The organism is Pseudomonas sp. TH04 (genome assembly GCF_016651355.1).
Classification (GTDB): Bacteria; Pseudomonadota; Gammaproteobacteria; order Pseudomonadales; family Pseudomonadaceae; genus Aquipseudomonas; species Aquipseudomonas fluorescens.
In genome coordinates, this window is record NZ_JAEKEA010000001.1 from 5,111,746 (window position 1) to 5,127,662 (window position 15,917).

Consider the following 15,917-nt stretch of genomic DNA (forward strand, 5'->3'; position numbering starts at 1 on the left):
CTGAAAATATGCCCTATAGGGCATGGCTCGTTTCGCGGCATTGTGGCCCTATGGCTGATATTTGCCAAGGGAAAAAATGAAGCAAAAGCATATTTTTGGACGTGCGTTGCAGGCCGTTCGTGTTGCCCGTGATATGCCGCAGGATGCGCTTGGTCTCGCACAGTCGAACATCAGCAGACTTGAAAGTGGTGTAAAAGCACCTTCTTGGGCGCGTGTAGAAGAACTCGCCGATTTGCTCCATGTCCATCCCTTGACGCTTTTCACACTAGCCTATAGCAGCCAAACAGACGCTGAGGCTCTTCTGCGCTTGGTCCGAAAGGAGCTTGATGAGCTAAAAGCTCGATAAGGGAGAATATGTGTTGCTCAGGAGATGCTGCTTTCGAAGCGAATTGTCCTCTAGGTGCATGGCCCACCTCTGGTTCCTTTCCGATGAAATCAGTCGCCGTTCGCGACGTATCCGGCCGGCCAGTTCGAAATGTCAACCGGCATTGTGCACCGAGCACATTGATATGAGGTCTAGTTAAAGAGACACACCGTTTTCTATTTTCCAGATCAGCTTAGTGACGGTGTCTATCCCCACAAATGTGCTGAGCAATCTACCTGGTGGAAACCCGTTCAATGCACGGTTCGCCTGCGTAAGCCACAAAACTGTTCCTTTCTTATCACCTTCGAACAATGCGAGCGCATCCCGTATTACGAGTGCCTGCCGGTACGCATAGTCACCCTCGCCGACAGTGAGCTGGCCGGCCTTTGACCACCTGCGTTGGACCACTGCTGGGACGCTTAGTAAGACAAAGAGGCCTTTGGGGCTAAGCCCCAAGAACGAGGCAAGATCGTAATAAAAACTGATGTCCAACCTGTGGTGGATTAGGTCAGTGACAGCGGCCAAATCTGGCCATAGGGCAAGCGCGTCATAAAAGCCACCCGAAGGCTGTCGAAGGTTTGCATCGCTTACAAGGTGTTTTTTCATGGTCATGCTTCCACCAATCACATTCTTCTTCCAGTATCCGAGTTCCGATCGCAGGACTCCACTTTGATATCGGAAAACCTTGCGATCAGTGTAGAAAGGACGGAACGCCATGTGTGGAAGGTGGGTTGAAGCTAGAGGAGGGGGCTGTACAGATATCTAACTGGTGACGGCCCCCAAGGTAAAGCGATTGCTTTTTGGGCTGGGTATCGCTGCCTCAAGGGGCTTCATAGAGCTAGATATCAAACAACAGCGCGTCATTTGGTTTCTTTACGTATCGCCACAGGCAAGGGTTTATCAAGGTCTTGTGGGGTCAGGCCTCGGCGTGTGGCGTTGTGCGCCCAGCGGACGAATTGCTCCAGCAGCTCATTGTTTTCTCGCTTAAGTCTTTCGACTCGCTGCTCAAGCTCTCTGATTCGTTTAGCAGATTGCGCCATGGCGACATTTCCATGCCCGCGAACAGGGGCTTCATCCTGCGCGCGGTCCTTGGCATGATCCCACGTGGCCCGTATGCGAGGTTGCCTGAGCATGGCCGCTTTGGTGTACTTGTGGCCGATCTCAACCGCCAGCACTGCTAGGTAAAGATCCCAAGTCAATTTCCCGACCCATCCGTCGAGAACTTGAACGGCCTTATCAATGGCCTTGTCGCTCAGCTTTGGCGCACCCATCAGAAAAACTCCAGGTCGAGAAGCGCTTGTTCGTCGGATTCGTCTTCGATACCTACTTCGGCGACTGGTCCAAAGTTCACCAGTTTCACCGCCTCAGACAATCCCGTTTTTGATTGAGAATGGTCTGGCGGGGGAAGCGATATCAGGGTGCCGTCAGGTATCGATGAATCAGCCATCAGCTCTAGGGCTTTTCGCCATCGCTCCAGTTTTGGAGCGTTTTGTTTAATCCAGCGAGAGGCTCCACTTTCCCCGTTGCTCTGAGCCGTGTAAGCGTTTTCTAGCGCCTTTTCGAGGATGTAGTACTGATAAAATGCTTCCTTGTGATGCCGCTCATCACCTTTCACAAAGGCGTGCTCTCCACAGTTTGGGCAGTCTTTATCCTTAGGGCAGGGCGTGAGCGAATAGTCGTGTCGGCACAGCCCGAATCGCGTGATATGGATCGCGCCCAGTTCGAGCTTCATTGCAGCGTCGTAGGAGATGCTGTTAGCAGCGGCTACTGCCGTTGCCTTCTCAACCAAAGGGCCATGCACTGGCAGTTGCACTGATGCCTCGCCAAGTGAGGTGTAGGCTTCGATGAACGCTTCCTGGGGTAGGTGATCGTACCATTCGTTTTGCCCCAGCTTTTTTCGACCAGACCAGAATGCGATCAGGGCTTCACTGAGGTGCTTCGACTGAGCCAGGGTGTTGAGAAGATGCCTGAACTGATGGGTGGTGATACGAACAGGAAGGCCGGCCGAATCGAACTTCTGATTACGAGAGAAGATCGTTAGCCCAGCAGGGTTGGCCCCTAGCTGGTTGTTGATCTGATTTATAGATAAAGTCGTTGGAATATGGCGGTGAAGCTCTGAATTCGGTCTCAGGGCGTTCTCAGGTAGCAAGAAAAGCGCTTCATGCCACATAAGACCTGTATGGCTATCCTGAATGGGGAACATATCAGGCAGCTTGCCGAGAACGTGGGCTTGAAGAGCTTCAAAGCTGTACAGCCGAGCCCACCTGACGCCTTCATCGATTCGGGCGCGATCAGTCGTGATATCTGGCAGGCTCTTGAGCGCTAAGCCTGCATCGGTTTTAGTTAAAAAAGGCTTTTTTCGCCCTAGGATTAGAGCCGCTTCCCACATGGTGATGGGCTGATCGCGAAGGTGCTCCAGCTCCTCAGGGAGATACAATTTTTTAGGGTTTTTAGCATACCATTCAGCGGCTTTTCGAGCTGAAGCCCCCACTTCTTTCAGGAACCCAATGACCTCCAGTGCCATCTCCTCTGAGGCATCTGATGTGGCAAATTTGGTGATTGGGCTGCCGCCTTTGGCTGGCTTCCATCTGATCCCCATGATTGGTCCATCATCACCTTCTGCCTCTGTAACGCAATGCACTGGGAGAGAGAGAATCTCTGATGCTCGACTAGGGGCAAACATCGCTAGGGAAACGAAGCTCGTCACAATCCTATCCGGGAGATGCTCAGATGTATGATGGATGTAAGCCAAATCAAGGATGGATTGGAGCTGCGGCATTTTTTCCGTCTTGCGCTCGGTATTGATTCGATCATTGCGCGCTGGTTGCTTGTACGGAATCGGTGATTTCCATTCGATAGCGTGGGAAACCAGCTTGCATGGGATGATGATCTGTGTGAGCAGTCGTTCAAGCATTCGGCCTGTATGCCAGCCGTCAGCGAATCGCTTGTTCACCAGAACCGCCGCTTGATCTAGCGTATCTGCCGTAATCGCTGTCACACACGGCTTTTGATTTAGATCAATCAGTGCCTGTTCCATTGCCTGCAATGCGTAAAGTATTCGGCCGTGCTCAGAAAGCCTAAAACGACGCATCATTTCGCTGAATGCTGATTTTGCGAATGTCTTGAACGGGTCGAGCAAGGGGATCTCGACGGTCGATTTATTACCGGAAGGGTCACGCATTGATCGGAAATGGGCGAATTTCTTCGTTTTGCCTTGATTCCGGCTGGGGGCAAAACTCGTGATATTCCAGGAGTCATTTTCCCAGTCTATGTTCGTGAAGGGCATGGTTTCATGGGCATGAGCGATGAACGCCTTCAGGTTCTGCTGAGCGTCAAGATCAGCTCGGCCAATGAAATGTACTAATTCACCCATTGATCTGGTCTGCCATCCGTTGCGCTTTCATCGTGTCTCGACGTTCCATAATTTCAGAAATTGCGGACATGGCGTTGTGATTGATCAAGCGGATACGATCCTCCAATTCAGTGTCCTGATCCGCCTTTAGCGATGCCAGAAGCATTTCCCAAGGTGCGTCAGCGAGGGGTTCAAAGAAGGGGCAGTAGAGGCACGCAATGGGCGCGTTTTGGTGGCATTCGGCTTTGGTGCCACATGCCCCGACCTTCTGGCCGACCAATCTCAGAAAATCGGAGATCACCGCGCTTTCATCGCCGGATCGAGTTGCCTCACTCAAGTCTTGTATCAAGCGGCCCTGAAAAGCTTTCGCAAAGTACTCCAGCTCCTTCCCTATGGCTTGGCGGATAGGATTCTGAAGCTGAGGCATGGATGCCCGGTAAAATTGGATACAGCTCGTACTGCGATGTGTCAGCAGGCGCGCTACTTCATAGTCTGAGGCCCCATGAGCGAGTGCTCTGGTGGCGAGCGTGTAGCGGAAGCGGTAGGGCGTTACTGGAATGCGCTCCTCTAGCCGTTCGGAGTAGGTTTCTAGTCCAGCAAAACAATGAGACAAGCGCATCGACAAGGCTCGTGATCCACCCGGAAACACTGCATCGTCTACGCCAATAGAGGTTATCGCTGGGGAGTTCAGGTACTCAACCAAGCATTCCGCAAGTACTGAAGGGGCTCTTCGCAGCCAGTATTCCTGCTTGTCCTTTTGCTCCCCTTTAGCAAGAGGAATTCGCAGGGTGACCTCGTCACCTTCCGGCCCTTCCACGATCTGAATGTCTCGCTTCTTCATGCGTGCGAGTTGGATGGGCCGAACCCCCGTTCCGATAAAGAACCAGCACATAGTGAAGTCGGCCTGTTTTACCGTTCCGTTTGCGTAGCCGAGATTCAACGCTGCGTGAAGGTTGTGAAGCTCCTGATCCGTCAGCGCTCCTCGTGAGGGGTCGTTGGTCACCAATGTGTAATAAGCGCCATTCCCCTTTTCTTCCCATTTTTGACCGTGCTTCAAGAAGTCTTTCAGCTCATCCGTCAGGCCGGGCAAATTCTGAGCACTGATCCGTCTAAGCGCGGGAAAAATGAAAGGATGATAATTCGCTGAGAGACTGAGCAGCGCCTCAAGCTGAGTGATGCCAAGCTCTTGGCAATCCGCGAGAGCTGGTTCCAACATCCATAGTTTGAACGCCTGACTTACTGCGGTGTTGTAGACCAGGCTATGGGTGCCAAGCGTGCCGTAGAACACTCGGAATAGACTGGCATGATATGGAATGGTGATATCCAGGTGCTCATAGTAGATCTTACGCTTTGCACCGTCTGCATCGTATAGGTGTAGGTCTTGCCCAGCCCGCACGACTATTTTCCGGCCGTCCAGAAGCATCACATTCTGCTCGATGGCAAGTGTCGCTATCGGATGGGTACTTTGAAAGGCCTCAATCATCGGTAGGTTTTCCTTGGGTCAACTCGTTGGCCAGCTCTTCGCCGATTTCATCAGATCGTTTGCGAATGAAACGCTTCGCATAGCGCTCTCCCATCGTGGAGCCTTTTTTCCACCCCATGAGGCGATTCCTAACCTGTACTTCCTGCTCGGGAGGCATGCGCTTATCGACAGGCTGAGCGTCAATTTTCTCGCTCAATCTATCGTTCCAGGTTCGACGAAACGCATGCGGAGCAAAATCTGCGGGAAGCCCCGGCACCTTTCTGCGCATCTCTCGAAATATGAGATTGATACTATCCAGGGCTAAATGATTGCCCTCGGCGGTGACAAACAGGTAACCGTGGGAGCGGGCTCGGGGAGGAATCTTGCTCCAGTGATTCATGATGAAATCGTGGTAGGCAACAGAGAGCACAGTCGATATCGCGTTTGTACGTGCAATGGTTTTCGATACCCGAAGGCGCACGCGGTGGGTCGAGTAGTCCACATCCTCAACTTTGATGTATCGGAGTTCGCTACGCCGCGAGCCGGTTTCTACCAGAAACTTGAAGATCAAGTAATTTCGAGCCCTCAGAAAAGGTGTCGAAAAAGGATTGCCGTCAGAGTCAGGATGAAATGCATGCTCGGCTGCTGCCATCGTAGCTTTGGTCAGCCCTTCTAAGGTCTCATCCTCAGATGCCGTCCCGGCCAACGGGATTAAGGCTCGTAGCCTTGCTATTGCCGATTCGGAGATTGATTTCACCAGCTCGATTTCTGTCGCAGAGGCTCTCATTGCTGCTAAGCGGCGCTCTAGGTGAAATTCAAAGTAGTTGGCTGCGACCCGGATTCTCGCTCCCCCTTCCACTGCTGAGATCTGGCTATGGTTGGGCTGGTTGCCTTCGAACCCCCCTCTGACTTGTTCTAAGCGAACAATCTTTGAAGTTTTCTTGGCGACAGGCGGGGCAGATTCCTGATCCTGAGATTTTCGATCCATCCTCAAGAAGAGAGCCAGATCTTCCATCTGCTCCATGGATAGAAAATCACCGCTGATGAGCGAATGATCCAAATCAAGGCTTCTTGCAGATGACCATAGGTAGACCATGCCGAGCGAGCGGAGGATCTTTTCTATGGTGAAAGGAGAGGCGCCAATGTCCCGATAGTTGAGAGTGGCGTAGACGTTTGGATGAAAGAGAGGCTGGCCTTGTTCATCGACGATGACAACCATCGCAATGCCGTCTGAAGCGGTGAAAGACCTTATGGAAAATCTGTCCAAAGTATACGTTCCTACCCCATCAGCTAGATTGCGGCTGAGTATAGGAACCTAGTATACCCCTGTAAACCCATTTTTAATTAAGGTTTACAGGGTTTCTAACTAGTAATGTATACGTTTATTACTCTATCGGGGCTATTGGCAAGCTTCGCAATCCGGCTCGTCAATCGCGCAAGCCTTTGGTACTGGCGCAGGACCGGCTGGAGCAGCCAGAACCGAATCATCACCGTGGTTGCCGCTGGAAACAGCGTTCAGCTTGCCGGTGTTGATGGTCGACTTCTCGGTGCTGGTCGCGGCCAGGGCACGGAGGTAGTAAGTGGTTTTCAGGCCACGGTACCACGCCATGCGGTAGGTCACGTCGAGCTTCTTGCCCGATGCGCCGGCGATGTACAGGTTCAGCGACTGAGCCTGGTCGATCCACTTCTGACGGCGGCTGGCGGCGTCAACGATCCACTTGGTGTCCACTTCGAAAGCGGTCGCGTAGAGCTCTTTGAGTTCTTGCGGGATGCGTTCGATCTGCTGCACGGAACCGTCGTAGTACTTCAGGTCGTTGATCATGACCGAGTCCCACAGGCCGCGGGCTTTAAGGTCGCGAACCAGGTACGGGTTGATCACGGTGAATTCGCCCGACAGGTTCGATTTCACATACAGGTTCTGGTAGGTCGGTTCGATCGACTGCGACACGCCGGTGATGTTGGCGATGGTGGCGGTCGGCGCGATGGCCATGATGTTGGAGTTACGAATACCTTTCTGCACACGGGCACGTACCGGTGCCCAGTCCAGGGATTCGTTCAGGTCAACGTCGATGTACTTCTGGCCACGTTGCTCGATCAGGATCTGTTGCGAATCCAGCGGCAGGATGCCTTTGGACCACAGCGAGCCCTGGAACGTCTCGTAGGCACCACGCTCATCGGCCAGGTCGCAGGAAGCCTGGATCGCGTAGTAGCTGACCGCTTCCATCGACTTGTCGGCAAACTCGACGGCTGCAATGGAACCGTAAGGAATGTGCTGCAGGTACAGCGCGTCCTGGAAGCCCATGATGCCCAGGCCGACCGGACGGTGCTTGAAGTTGGAGTTCTTCGCTTGTGGCACCGAGTAGTAGTTGATGTCGATAACGTTATCGAGCATGCGAACGGCGGTGTTCACGGTGCGTTCCAGCTTGGCGGTGTCCAGCTTGCCGTTGGTGATGTGGTTCGGCAGGTTGATCGAGCCCAGGTTGCAAACGGCGATCTCGTCCTTGTTGGTGTTCAAGGTGATCTCGGTGCACAGGTTCGAGCTATGAACCACGCCCACGTGCTGCTGCGGGCTGCGCAGGTTGCACGGGTCTTTGAAGGTCAGCCATGGGTGGCCGGTTTCAAACAGCATGGAGAGCATTTTGCGCCACAGGTCTTTGGCCTGGATGGTCTTGAACAGCTTGATCTTGCCCGGGTACTGGGACAGGGCTTCGTAGTACTCGTAACGCTCTTCGAAGGCCTTGCCGGTCAGGTCGTGCAGGTCCGGTACTTCGGATGGCGAGAACAGGGTCCACGGGCCGTCATCGAAGACGCGCTTCATGAACAGGTCCGGGATCCAGTTGGCGGTGTTCATGTCGTGGGTACGACGACGATCATCACCGGTGTTCTTGCGCAGCTCGATGAACTCTTCAATGTCCATGTGCCAGGTTTCCAGGTAGGCACAGACAGCGCCTTTGCGCTTGCCGCCCTGGTTGACCGCTACGGCGGTATCGTTCACCACTTTCAGGAACGGTACTACGCCCTGGGACTTGCCGTTGGTGCCCTTGATGTACGAACCCAAGGCACGCACCGGGGTCCAGTCGTTGCCCAGGCCGCCAGCGAATTTGGACAACATGGCGTTGTCGTGGATCGCGTGGTAGATGCCCGACAGGTCATCCGGCACGGTGGTCAGGTAGCAGCTGGACAGCTGTGGACGCAGGGTGCCGGCGTTGAACAGGGTCGGCGTCGACGACATGTAGTCGAAGGACGACAACAGGTTGTAGAACTCGATGGCACGGTCTTCTTTGTGCTTCTCTTCAATCGCCAGGCCCATGGCCACGCGCATGAAGAACACTTGCGGCAGTTCGAAGCGGATACCGTCCTTGTGGATGAAGTAACGGTCGTACAGGGTTTGCAGGCCCAGGTACGTGAACTGCTGGTCGCGCTCGTGGTTGATCGCCTTGCCGAGTTTTTCCAGGTCGAAGGTGGCCAGGATCGGGTTCAGCAATTCGAATTCGATACCCTTGGCGATGTAGGCAGGCAGGGCCTTGGCGTACAGGTCGGCCATTTCGTGGTGGGTGGCGCTGTCGGCGACGCCGAGGAAGCCCAGGCCTTCGGCACGCAGGGTGTCCATCAGCAGGCGCGCGGTCACGAACGAGTAGTTCGGCTCACGTTCAACCAGGGTACGGGCAGTCATCACCAGCGCTGTGTTGACGTCGGTCAGGGCTACGCCGTCGTACAGGTTTTTCAGGGTTTCGCGCTGGATCAGGTCACCGTCGACTTCTTCCAGGCCTTCGCAGGCCTCGGTGATGATGGTGTTCAGGCGGCCCAGGTCCAGCGGCGCAAACGTGCCGTCAGCCAGGGTGATACGGATCGAGGGGTGAGCTTGCACGGCCGCTTCTTCAGCCGGGGTGCGTACGGCGCGTTCCTTGGAACGGGCGTCACGGTAGATCACGTAGTCGCGCGCCACTTTCTGCTCGCCGGCACGCATCAGGGCCAGTTCAACCTGGTCCTGGATTTCTTCGATGTGGATGGTGCCGCCCGAGGGCATGCGACGCTTGAAGGTTGCGGTGACTTGTTCGGTCAGGCGGGCAACGGTGTCGTGGATGCGCGACGAGGCAGCAGCGGTGCCGCCTTCAACTGCAAGAAACGCTTTGGTGATGGCGACGGTGATTTTGTCATCGGTGTAAGGAACGACAGTGCCGTTACGCTTGATCACGCGCAATTGGCCAGGTGCGGTGGCGGACAGATCCAGGTTCGAATCAGCGGCCTGCGGCACGGAGCCCTGCGGGTTCTCGCGAGTTGTGTCGGTTTGCATGGGGGGTTGTCTCCACATTCTATATTTATTTGGGCACCATCACGGTGCCCACCGTTCCGTCCTGAAGCACTTACAACAGGCCTTGGCCTGGCATAACAACTTCGGGACAGGAGGAAGGGAGCTCATCGCGCCGCTTCCATGCCGAAGTCTTCGGCTCGGGCCATTAAAGAACCCTGCGCCGTATTCCTGTTGGGTGACAGTTGCTCGCTCCAAGCACTGCAACACCCGTACCGTTTTTCGCCCTTGTGGCGGGAAAACGGCTGCCATCCGCGTGCGCGGTTTGGGCTTTCAAAAAATGCGTTGGTTCAACCAAACGGGAGCAAGAAAGCACTTGAGTTTCTTGTCTGATCTGTGTTTGGTTTTTCGCTTGAAACCCTACATGTAGGGTTTTTTTAGCGCCGAGGTACAAGATAATGCGTTTTGGGGGTCTTAGCAACGCACTACCTGTGGATAACGCTGTGGGTAAAATGTGTATGAAACATGGAACGCCCGTGTAGGCCGCAGTGCGGCTGGATTGCGCCGTTTGTCACTGAATATTCCAAGGTAAAAACAGCCGATTGGAATTTTGGGGGCGCGAACCCTATCACAAAAAAACGCGATCACCGAATGGATTTCCCGGCTTGTGCTGGAGGGCTGGCCCGTGGCTACAATCGGCCTACTGACAGTCAGTGTTATGCCCGCACAACATTACAAACAGGCTATGACCGGTGAACATCAAACTGGGCGAACAGGCAAGCCAGCCCACCATTTGATCGCCGTGTCATGACCACTCTCTAGAGCGCGACGAGGATCACCCGTGGAGCAAGAAGCCTGGCAAATATTGATTGTCGAGGACGACGAGCGATTGGCCGAGTTGACCCGTGAATACCTGGAGAGCAACGGCTTGCAGGTGTCGGTGGAGAGCGATGGCGCCCAGGCCGCGGCGCGCATCATCGCCGAACAGCCTGATCTGGTGATCCTCGACCTGATGCTGCCGGGGGAAGATGGCCTGAGCATCTGCCGCAACGTCCGCGAGCGCTATGACGGTGTGATTCTGATGCTCACTGCGCGCACCGACGACATGGACCAGGTGCTTGGCCTGGACATGGGCGCCGACGACTATGTGTGTAAGCCCGTGCGCCCGCGCTTGTTGCTGGCACGTATCCAGGCCTTGCTGCGGCGCAGCGAGCCCGCGGAACCTGCTGCCGTGGAAAACCAGCGCCGCCTGCAATTCGGCCCATTGGTGGTGGACAACGCCCTGCGCGAAGCCTGGCTGCATGAGGGCGGCATCGAGTTGACCAGCGCCGAATTCGACCTGTTGTGGCTGCTGGTCGCCAATGCCGGGCGCATTCTGTCGCGCGAAGAAATCTTTATCGCCTTGCGCGGTATTGGCTACGACGGCCAGGACCGCTCCATTGACGTGCGTATCTCACGCATTCGTCCGAAGATCGGCGACGACCCGATCCACCCACGGCTGATCAAGACCATCCGCAGCAAAGGCTACCTGTTCGTCCCCGAAGCCGCTGCCGATATGCCGCTGTGAACTCGATCTTTCTGCGCATCTACGGCGGCATGTGCGCGGCCCTGGTGTTAGTGGCGTTACTGGGCGTGCTGGCCTTGCACCTGCTCAACGAAGTGCGCAGCGGCCAGTACCGTGAGCGCCTGGCCCACGGCACTTTCGCGTTGATGGGCGACAACCTGCAGCCCATGAGCCCGATCGAGCGCCAGCGTGCCCTGGCGGTGTGGGAACGCTTGTTGGGCATTCCCCTGGAATTGCGCCCGCTGGCCGACGCGCAGTTGGACCTGGGCCAGCGCACTCGCCTGCAACGCGGCCAGGTGCTGGTGGAGCAGACCGGGCCGCACGCGGCGCGCGTGCTGCGCCTGGTCAGTGAGCAGTCGCAACTGGTACTCAGCGGCGAAGTCCAGCAGATCAGCGAACAACTGGCCCGCGCGACGATTTACCTGCTGGCGGACGAACTGGTGCGCTTCCCGGTCGCCGAGCAGCCGCAGAAACTGGCCGATATCAAGGAAGCCAAGGGTTTTGGTTTTGACATGCACCTCATGACCCTGGACGCGACCGACATGGACGACGACCAGCGCCGTCGGGTCGCGGAAGGCGATACGGTGATGGCGTTGGGCAAGGGCGGCGATTCAATCCGCGTGTTTGCCGGCATGGTCGGTACGCCGTGGGTACTGGAAATCGGCCCGCTGTATCAAATGAGCCCTTACCCGCCGCAATGGCTGATCCTGATCGCGCTGATCAGCCTGACCCTGATCGGCCTGATCGTCTATTTATTGGTGCGTCAGCTTGAGCGACGCCTTAAAGGCCTGGAAGCGGCGGCCACCCGCATCGCCAAAGGCAACCTTGAGGTGCGTGTCCCGGCTCGGGGTGCCGACTCGGTGGGGCGCTTGGCCGCGGCCTTTAATGGCATGGCCGAGCACTTGCAGCAATTGCTGGCGATCCAGCGCGAGCTGGTGCGTGCGGTGTCCCACGAGCTGCGCACCCCGGTGGCACGCCTGCGCTTTGGTCTGGAGATGATCGGCGATGCCGCCACTCCCGAGGCGCGGCGCAAATATCTGGAAGGCATGGACAGCGATATCCAGGACTTGGATGGCCTGGTCGACGAAATGCTCACCTATGCCCGCCTGGAGCAAGGCGCACCGGCGCTGAATTTCCAGCGGGTCGACCTCAATGCGTTACTGGATCAGGTGATCGGCGAATTATCGCCACTGCGCCCGCAGGTCAACGTCGCCCGGGGCATCTGCCTGTCTTCGGCACATTGGGATGACGCCTGGGTCGACGCCGAGCCGCGCTACTTGCACCGGGCCCTGCAAAACCTGGTGAGCAATGCCATGCGCCATGCCCAGGGCCAGGTGTTGATCAGCTATCAGGTGGGCCAGGTGCGTTGTCGCATCGATGTGGAAGACGACGGCCCCGGTGTGCCGGAAAGCGCCTGGGAGCGGATCTTTACGCCTTTCCTGCGTCTGGACGACAGCCGCACCCGTGCATCGGGCGGGCATGGCCTGGGTTTGTCGATTGTGCGACGGATTATCTATTGGCACGGCGGACGGGCGTTGATCAGCAAGAGCAACAATTTGGGCGGGGCGTGCTTTAGCCTGAGTTGGCCGCGGGATCAGGATAAACCCTGACACTGCTGTCGCGGGCAAGCCCACGCCCACCGTTGGAATGCATTCTCCTGCGGGCGCTGGCTTGCCTGCGATAACGCTGGATCAGGCGCTGATAGCCACCAGGCTCAACAACTGCTCCCCATCCACCACAAACTGCGCCTCCAACTCCGTGCCATGGCACCACTGTGCAGACAAATCCGTCAGCAACCGCAGCCGCACATACCCGGCCGCCGACCACTCCAGCACCTCGGCATGCTCGAAGTAAAAGCGCTTCTGCACGATCGGGTAGAGCGCCTTGAACAGGCTTTCCTTGACCGAAAAGGTCAGCGTTACCAGTAAGGCGATCTGCTCACGCGGCAGCGCGGCCATGCGCTGCAATTCATCGGTGGTGAGAATTTCCCCGGCCAGGCGCTCCGCGCGTTCCAGTGTCAGCAGATTCTCCAGGTCCATGCCCAGCCCGCGCCATTGTGCCTTGTGCCCGACTATCGCTGCCGCATGCCCAGTGCTGTGGGTGATCGAGCCGCTGATATGCCCGGGCCACACCGGCGCGCGGTCTTCGCCGATGGCCGGTACGCAATCGAGCTGATCAAGCTGTTGCAATGCCGCGCGGGCGCACAGGCGGCCGGCGAGGAATTCTGCCTGGCGCTTGGCCACCGAGCGCTGGATGCTGGGCGGCGGCGGCACGGCACTGCGCTGAAAATCGTCGGCGATCAATAAGGCCGGGTCGAATCGCGTGCTGAGGAACACCGTGCCTGGTAATGGAACGGGCAGCGGCCAGTGGGCATCGAGTGGGGTGCAGCAAGCGGGTAAGGGCGTCATGTGCGGTATTTTGCCGAGTTGGCACGCCAGTGGATAGCCCGCAACGGTTCAGGCCAGGTTCAGAGCCTGTTCAGGGGGAGTTCAGGGGCGCCTGCGTAGTCTGGCTTCAACAGCCAAACGCGTAGAGGTAAGCACCATGACTGCGATCAAAAAGCTGATGTTGGCGTTAACCATGCTCAGTGCTACAGCCGGGGTCCAGGCTTCGGACGGCGCATTTGCAGCATTTGGTGGCGAAAAAACCAAAAAATCCAGCAACCTGATCCATCGTGTCAGCTTCGACGATGCGGGCAGTCAGGCCGCGCCGTGGGGGCAGTTTCTGGGGCAAGTCACGCCGCAGCCCGCTTATCGCACCGGCTACACATACCTGACGGGCCAATACAATGGCATTAAACTGCGCCCGCAAGACTTGCAGGGCCGCTATGATATTCCCCTGTCGGACAGTTGAATCGCCTTGGAGAGCCTTATGAAATTGCTGGTCGTGGAAGATGAGGCGCTGCTGCGTCATCACCTGTTCACTCGCCTGACTGACAGCGGTCACGTGGTCGAAGCCGTGGCCAATGCCGAGGAAGCCCTGTACCAGACCGGGCAATTCAACCACGACCTGGCGATTATCGACCTGGGCCTGCCCGGTATGGGCGGCCTGGACCTGATCCGCCAACTGCGCAGCCAGGCGAAGACCTTCCCGATCCTGATCCTCACCGCGCGCGGCAACTGGCAGGACAAGGTCGAAGGCCTGGCCGCCGGCGCCGACGATTACGTGGTCAAGCCGTTCCAGTTCGAAGAACTGGAAGCGCGGATGAACGCCTTGCTGCGCCGCTCCAGCGGGTTTACCCAGTCGACCATCGTCGCCGGGCCGCTGCTGCTGGACCTGAATCGCAAGCAAGCCTCCCTGGATGAGCAACCGCTGGCGTTGACTGCCTACGAGTATCGGATTCTCGAATACTTGATGCGTCACCATCAGCAGGTGGTGGCCAAGGACCGCTTGATGGAACAGCTCTACCCCGATGACGACGAGCGTGATCCGAACGTGATCGAAGTGCTGGTCGGGCGCCTGCGCCGCAAGCTGGAAGGCCCGGCCGGGTTCAAGCCGATCGACACCGTGCGTGGCCTGGGCTACCTGTTCAATGAGCGCTGCCGTTGATTCGCTCGCTACGTGTGCGCTTGATGCTCGCGGCCACCACCCTGGCCGTGCTGTTTATGCTGGGCTTGTTGCCGGCCATGCAAGGCGCGTTCAGCCTGGCGCTGCAGGATTCCATCGAGCAGCGCCTGGCGTCGGACGTCACCACCCTGATTTCCGCCGCGCGGGTCGAAAACAACCGCCTGCTGATGCCGGCGCAGTTGCCGGACGAGCGCTTCAACCTCACTGACAGCCGTCTGCTCGGTTATATCTACGACCGAGAAGGCCATCTGGTGTGGCGCTCACGGGCGACCCAGGAAGAGAACATCAACTACAAGCCGCGCTATGACGGGCGTGGCAACGAGTTTGCGCGTATCCGCGAAGCCAGTGGCCAGGAGTTCTTCGTGTATGACGTGGAGGTCAAGCTGTTGGGCGGCAAGAGTGCGGCGTTCAGTATCGTGGCGTTGCAACCGGTGCGCGAATACCAATTGACCCTTGAAGGCCTGCAGGAAAACCTCTACCTCGGGTTTGGCGCGGCCTTGCTCGTATTGCTGACCCTGCTGTGGCTGGGCCTGACCTGGGGCTTGCAAGCCCTGCGGCGCCTGAGCCAGGAACTTGACCAGATCGAAGGCGGCACCCGCGAAAGCCTGACCGAAGAACACCCCCGCGAACTGCTGCGCCTGACCGGCTCCCTCAACCGTTTGCTGCACAGCGAGCGTGAGCAACGTGCGCGTTACCGCGATTCCCTCGACGATCTGGCCCACAGCCTGAAAACCCCGCTGGCCGTGCTGCAGGGGGTGAGTGAAGACATGGCCCAGCGGCCGGAGGAGCGTGGTCAAGCCTGGGTCTTGCAATCGCAGATCGAACGCATGAGCCAGCAGATCGGCTATCAATTGCAGCGCGCCAGCTTGCGCAAAAGTGGCCTGGTGCGTCACCAGGTACGTCTTGAGCCAGTGTTGCAAAGCCTGTGTGACACCCTCGATAAGGTTTACCGCGACAAACGCGTCACCGTGTCTTTTGACTTACCGCCGGAATGCGATGTGCCGATCGAGAAAGGCGCCTTGCTCGAAATGCTCGGCAACCTGCTGGAAAACGCTTATCGCCTGTGCCTGAGCGAAGTGCGCATCAGCCTGGTGGAAAACCTCGAAGGCACCGAGTTGTGCATTGAAGATGACGGCCCAGGCGTGCCGCCCGATCAGCGTGCGCGGATTCTGCAACGGGGCGAGCGGCTGGATCGCCAGCACCCGGGGCAGGGCATCGGCCTGGCAGTGGTCAAGGACATCATCGAAAGCTATGGCGCGCGCCTGACGCTTGGCGATTCACCGCTGGGTGGCGCGGCGTTCCGGATTCACTTCCCGGGTATTTGATGTGCAGCGGCTGTACCAGCCTCATCGCTGGCAA

General features: G+C 57.2%; 13 protein-coding genes. 6 read left to right on the forward strand and 7 right to left on the reverse strand.

Going from position 1 to position 15,917, the window contains the following annotated elements; translation table 11 throughout:
- The first annotated feature begins 76 nt into the window (after positions 1–76).
- Positions 77–346 carry a helix-turn-helix domain-containing protein gene (locus tag JFT85_RS23035; protein ID WP_201230487.1) on the forward strand — a complete coding sequence of 90 codons (270 nt, stop codon included), beginning with the start codon at positions 77–79 and terminating at the stop codon, positions 344–346.
- 174 nt (positions 347–520) lie between these two features.
- Here the strand turns inward: JFT85_RS23035 and JFT85_RS23040 are convergent, their stop codons facing one another.
- The 6 genes from JFT85_RS23040 to JFT85_RS23065 form a co-directional block, all read right to left on the reverse strand.
- Positions 521–970 carry an antitoxin Xre/MbcA/ParS toxin-binding domain-containing protein gene (locus tag JFT85_RS23040; RefSeq protein ID WP_201230489.1) on the reverse strand — a complete coding sequence of 150 codons (450 nt, stop codon included), beginning with the start codon at positions 968–970 and terminating at the stop codon, positions 521–523.
- Positions 971–1,224: 254 nt separating this feature from the next.
- A complete protein-coding gene (locus tag JFT85_RS23045) occupies positions 1,225–1,635 on the reverse strand; it encodes a hypothetical protein (protein ID WP_201230491.1) in 411 nt (136 codons plus the stop codon).
- Positions 1,635–3,737, reverse strand: coding sequence for a hypothetical protein (locus tag JFT85_RS23050; protein ID WP_201230493.1), 2,103 nt, complete (start codon positions 3,735–3,737; stop codon positions 1,635–1,637). Before JFT85_RS23050 ends, JFT85_RS23045 begins: the two co-directional genes overlap by 1 nt.
- Positions 3,730–5,199 (reverse strand): site-specific integrase, encoded by a 1,470-nt coding sequence (locus JFT85_RS23055; protein ID WP_201230495.1) that lies wholly within the window; start codon positions 5,197–5,199, stop codon positions 3,730–3,732. The genes JFT85_RS23050 and JFT85_RS23055 overlap by 8 nt, the downstream gene beginning before the upstream one ends.
- The gene (locus JFT85_RS23060) at positions 5,192–6,445 is read right to left on the reverse strand and encodes a tyrosine-type recombinase/integrase (protein ID WP_242486554.1); all 1,254 of its coding nucleotides are present in this window, start codon (positions 6,443–6,445) and stop codon (positions 5,192–5,194) included. The genes JFT85_RS23055 and JFT85_RS23060 overlap by 8 nt, the downstream gene beginning before the upstream one ends.
- 132 nt (positions 6,446–6,577) lie before the next feature.
- Entirely contained in the window at positions 6,578–9,472 is a 2,895-nt protein-coding gene (locus JFT85_RS23065) for a ribonucleoside-diphosphate reductase subunit alpha (RefSeq protein ID WP_053257578.1), read from the reverse strand.
- Between the two features lie 796 nt (positions 9,473–10,268).
- On the opposite strand from JFT85_RS23065, the gene JFT85_RS23070 reads away from it, so the two are divergent.
- Entirely contained in the window at positions 10,269–10,994 is a 726-nt protein-coding gene (locus tag JFT85_RS23070; RefSeq protein WP_053257577.1) for a response regulator, read from the forward strand.
- A complete protein-coding gene (locus JFT85_RS23075; RefSeq protein ID WP_053257576.1) occupies positions 10,991–12,601 on the forward strand; it encodes an ATP-binding protein in 1,611 nt (536 codons plus the stop codon). The genes JFT85_RS23070 and JFT85_RS23075 overlap by 4 nt, the downstream gene beginning before the upstream one ends.
- 81 nt (positions 12,602–12,682) lie before the next feature.
- Here the strand turns inward: JFT85_RS23075 and JFT85_RS23080 are convergent, their stop codons facing one another.
- Positions 12,683–13,399, reverse strand: coding sequence for a 4'-phosphopantetheinyl transferase family protein (locus tag JFT85_RS23080; RefSeq protein WP_069552879.1), 717 nt, complete (start codon positions 13,397–13,399; stop codon positions 12,683–12,685).
- Between the two features lie 136 nt (positions 13,400–13,535).
- On the opposite strand from JFT85_RS23080, the gene JFT85_RS23085 reads away from it, so the two are divergent.
- From JFT85_RS23085 to JFT85_RS23095, 3 genes are read left to right on the forward strand one after another with little or no spacing between them, the layout of a single operon-like run.
- Positions 13,536–13,844, forward strand: a complete 309-nt coding sequence (locus JFT85_RS23085; protein WP_201230497.1) for a hypothetical protein — start codon at positions 13,536–13,538, stop codon at positions 13,842–13,844.
- Positions 13,845–13,862: 18 nt separating this feature from the next.
- On the forward strand, positions 13,863–14,540 hold the full coding sequence (locus JFT85_RS23090; RefSeq protein ID WP_017138377.1) for a response regulator: 678 nt from the start codon (positions 13,863–13,865) through the stop codon (positions 14,538–14,540).
- Complete coding sequence (locus tag JFT85_RS23095; protein WP_069552878.1) at positions 14,537–15,883, forward strand: ATP-binding protein; 1,347 nt, start codon at positions 14,537–14,539, stop codon at positions 15,881–15,883. The genes JFT85_RS23090 and JFT85_RS23095 overlap by 4 nt, the downstream gene beginning before the upstream one ends.
- The last annotated feature ends 34 nt before the right edge of the window (positions 15,884–15,917 follow it).

Excerpts from the sequence above, each read along its gene's own strand:
- JFT85_RS23085 (WP_201230497.1), top strand. The coding sequence starts at position 13,536 with ATGACTGCGATCAAAAAGCTGATGTTGGCGTTAACCATGCTCAGTGCT.
- JFT85_RS23080 (WP_069552879.1), bottom strand. The coding sequence starts at position 13,399 with ATGACGCCCTTACCCGCTTGCTGCACCCCACTCGATGCCCACTGGCCG.
- JFT85_RS23065 (WP_053257578.1), bottom strand. The coding sequence starts at position 9,472 with ATGCAAACCGACACAACTCGCGAGAACCCGCAGGGCTCCGTGCCGCAG.
- JFT85_RS23055 (WP_201230495.1), bottom strand. The coding sequence starts at position 5,199 with ATGATTGAGGCCTTTCAAAGTACCCATCCGATAGCGACACTTGCCATC.
- JFT85_RS23035 (WP_201230487.1), top strand. The coding sequence starts at position 77 with ATGAAGCAAAAGCATATTTTTGGACGTGCGTTGCAGGCCGTTCGTGTT.
- JFT85_RS23050 (WP_201230493.1), bottom strand. The coding sequence starts at position 3,737 with ATGGGTGAATTAGTACATTTCATTGGCCGAGCTGATCTTGACGCTCAG.
- JFT85_RS23090 (WP_017138377.1), top strand. The coding sequence starts at position 13,863 with ATGAAATTGCTGGTCGTGGAAGATGAGGCGCTGCTGCGTCATCACCTG.
- JFT85_RS23040 (WP_201230489.1), bottom strand. The coding sequence starts at position 970 with ATGAAAAAACACCTTGTAAGCGATGCAAACCTTCGACAGCCTTCGGGT.
- JFT85_RS23045 (WP_201230491.1), bottom strand. The coding sequence starts at position 1,635 with ATGGGTGCGCCAAAGCTGAGCGACAAGGCCATTGATAAGGCCGTTCAA.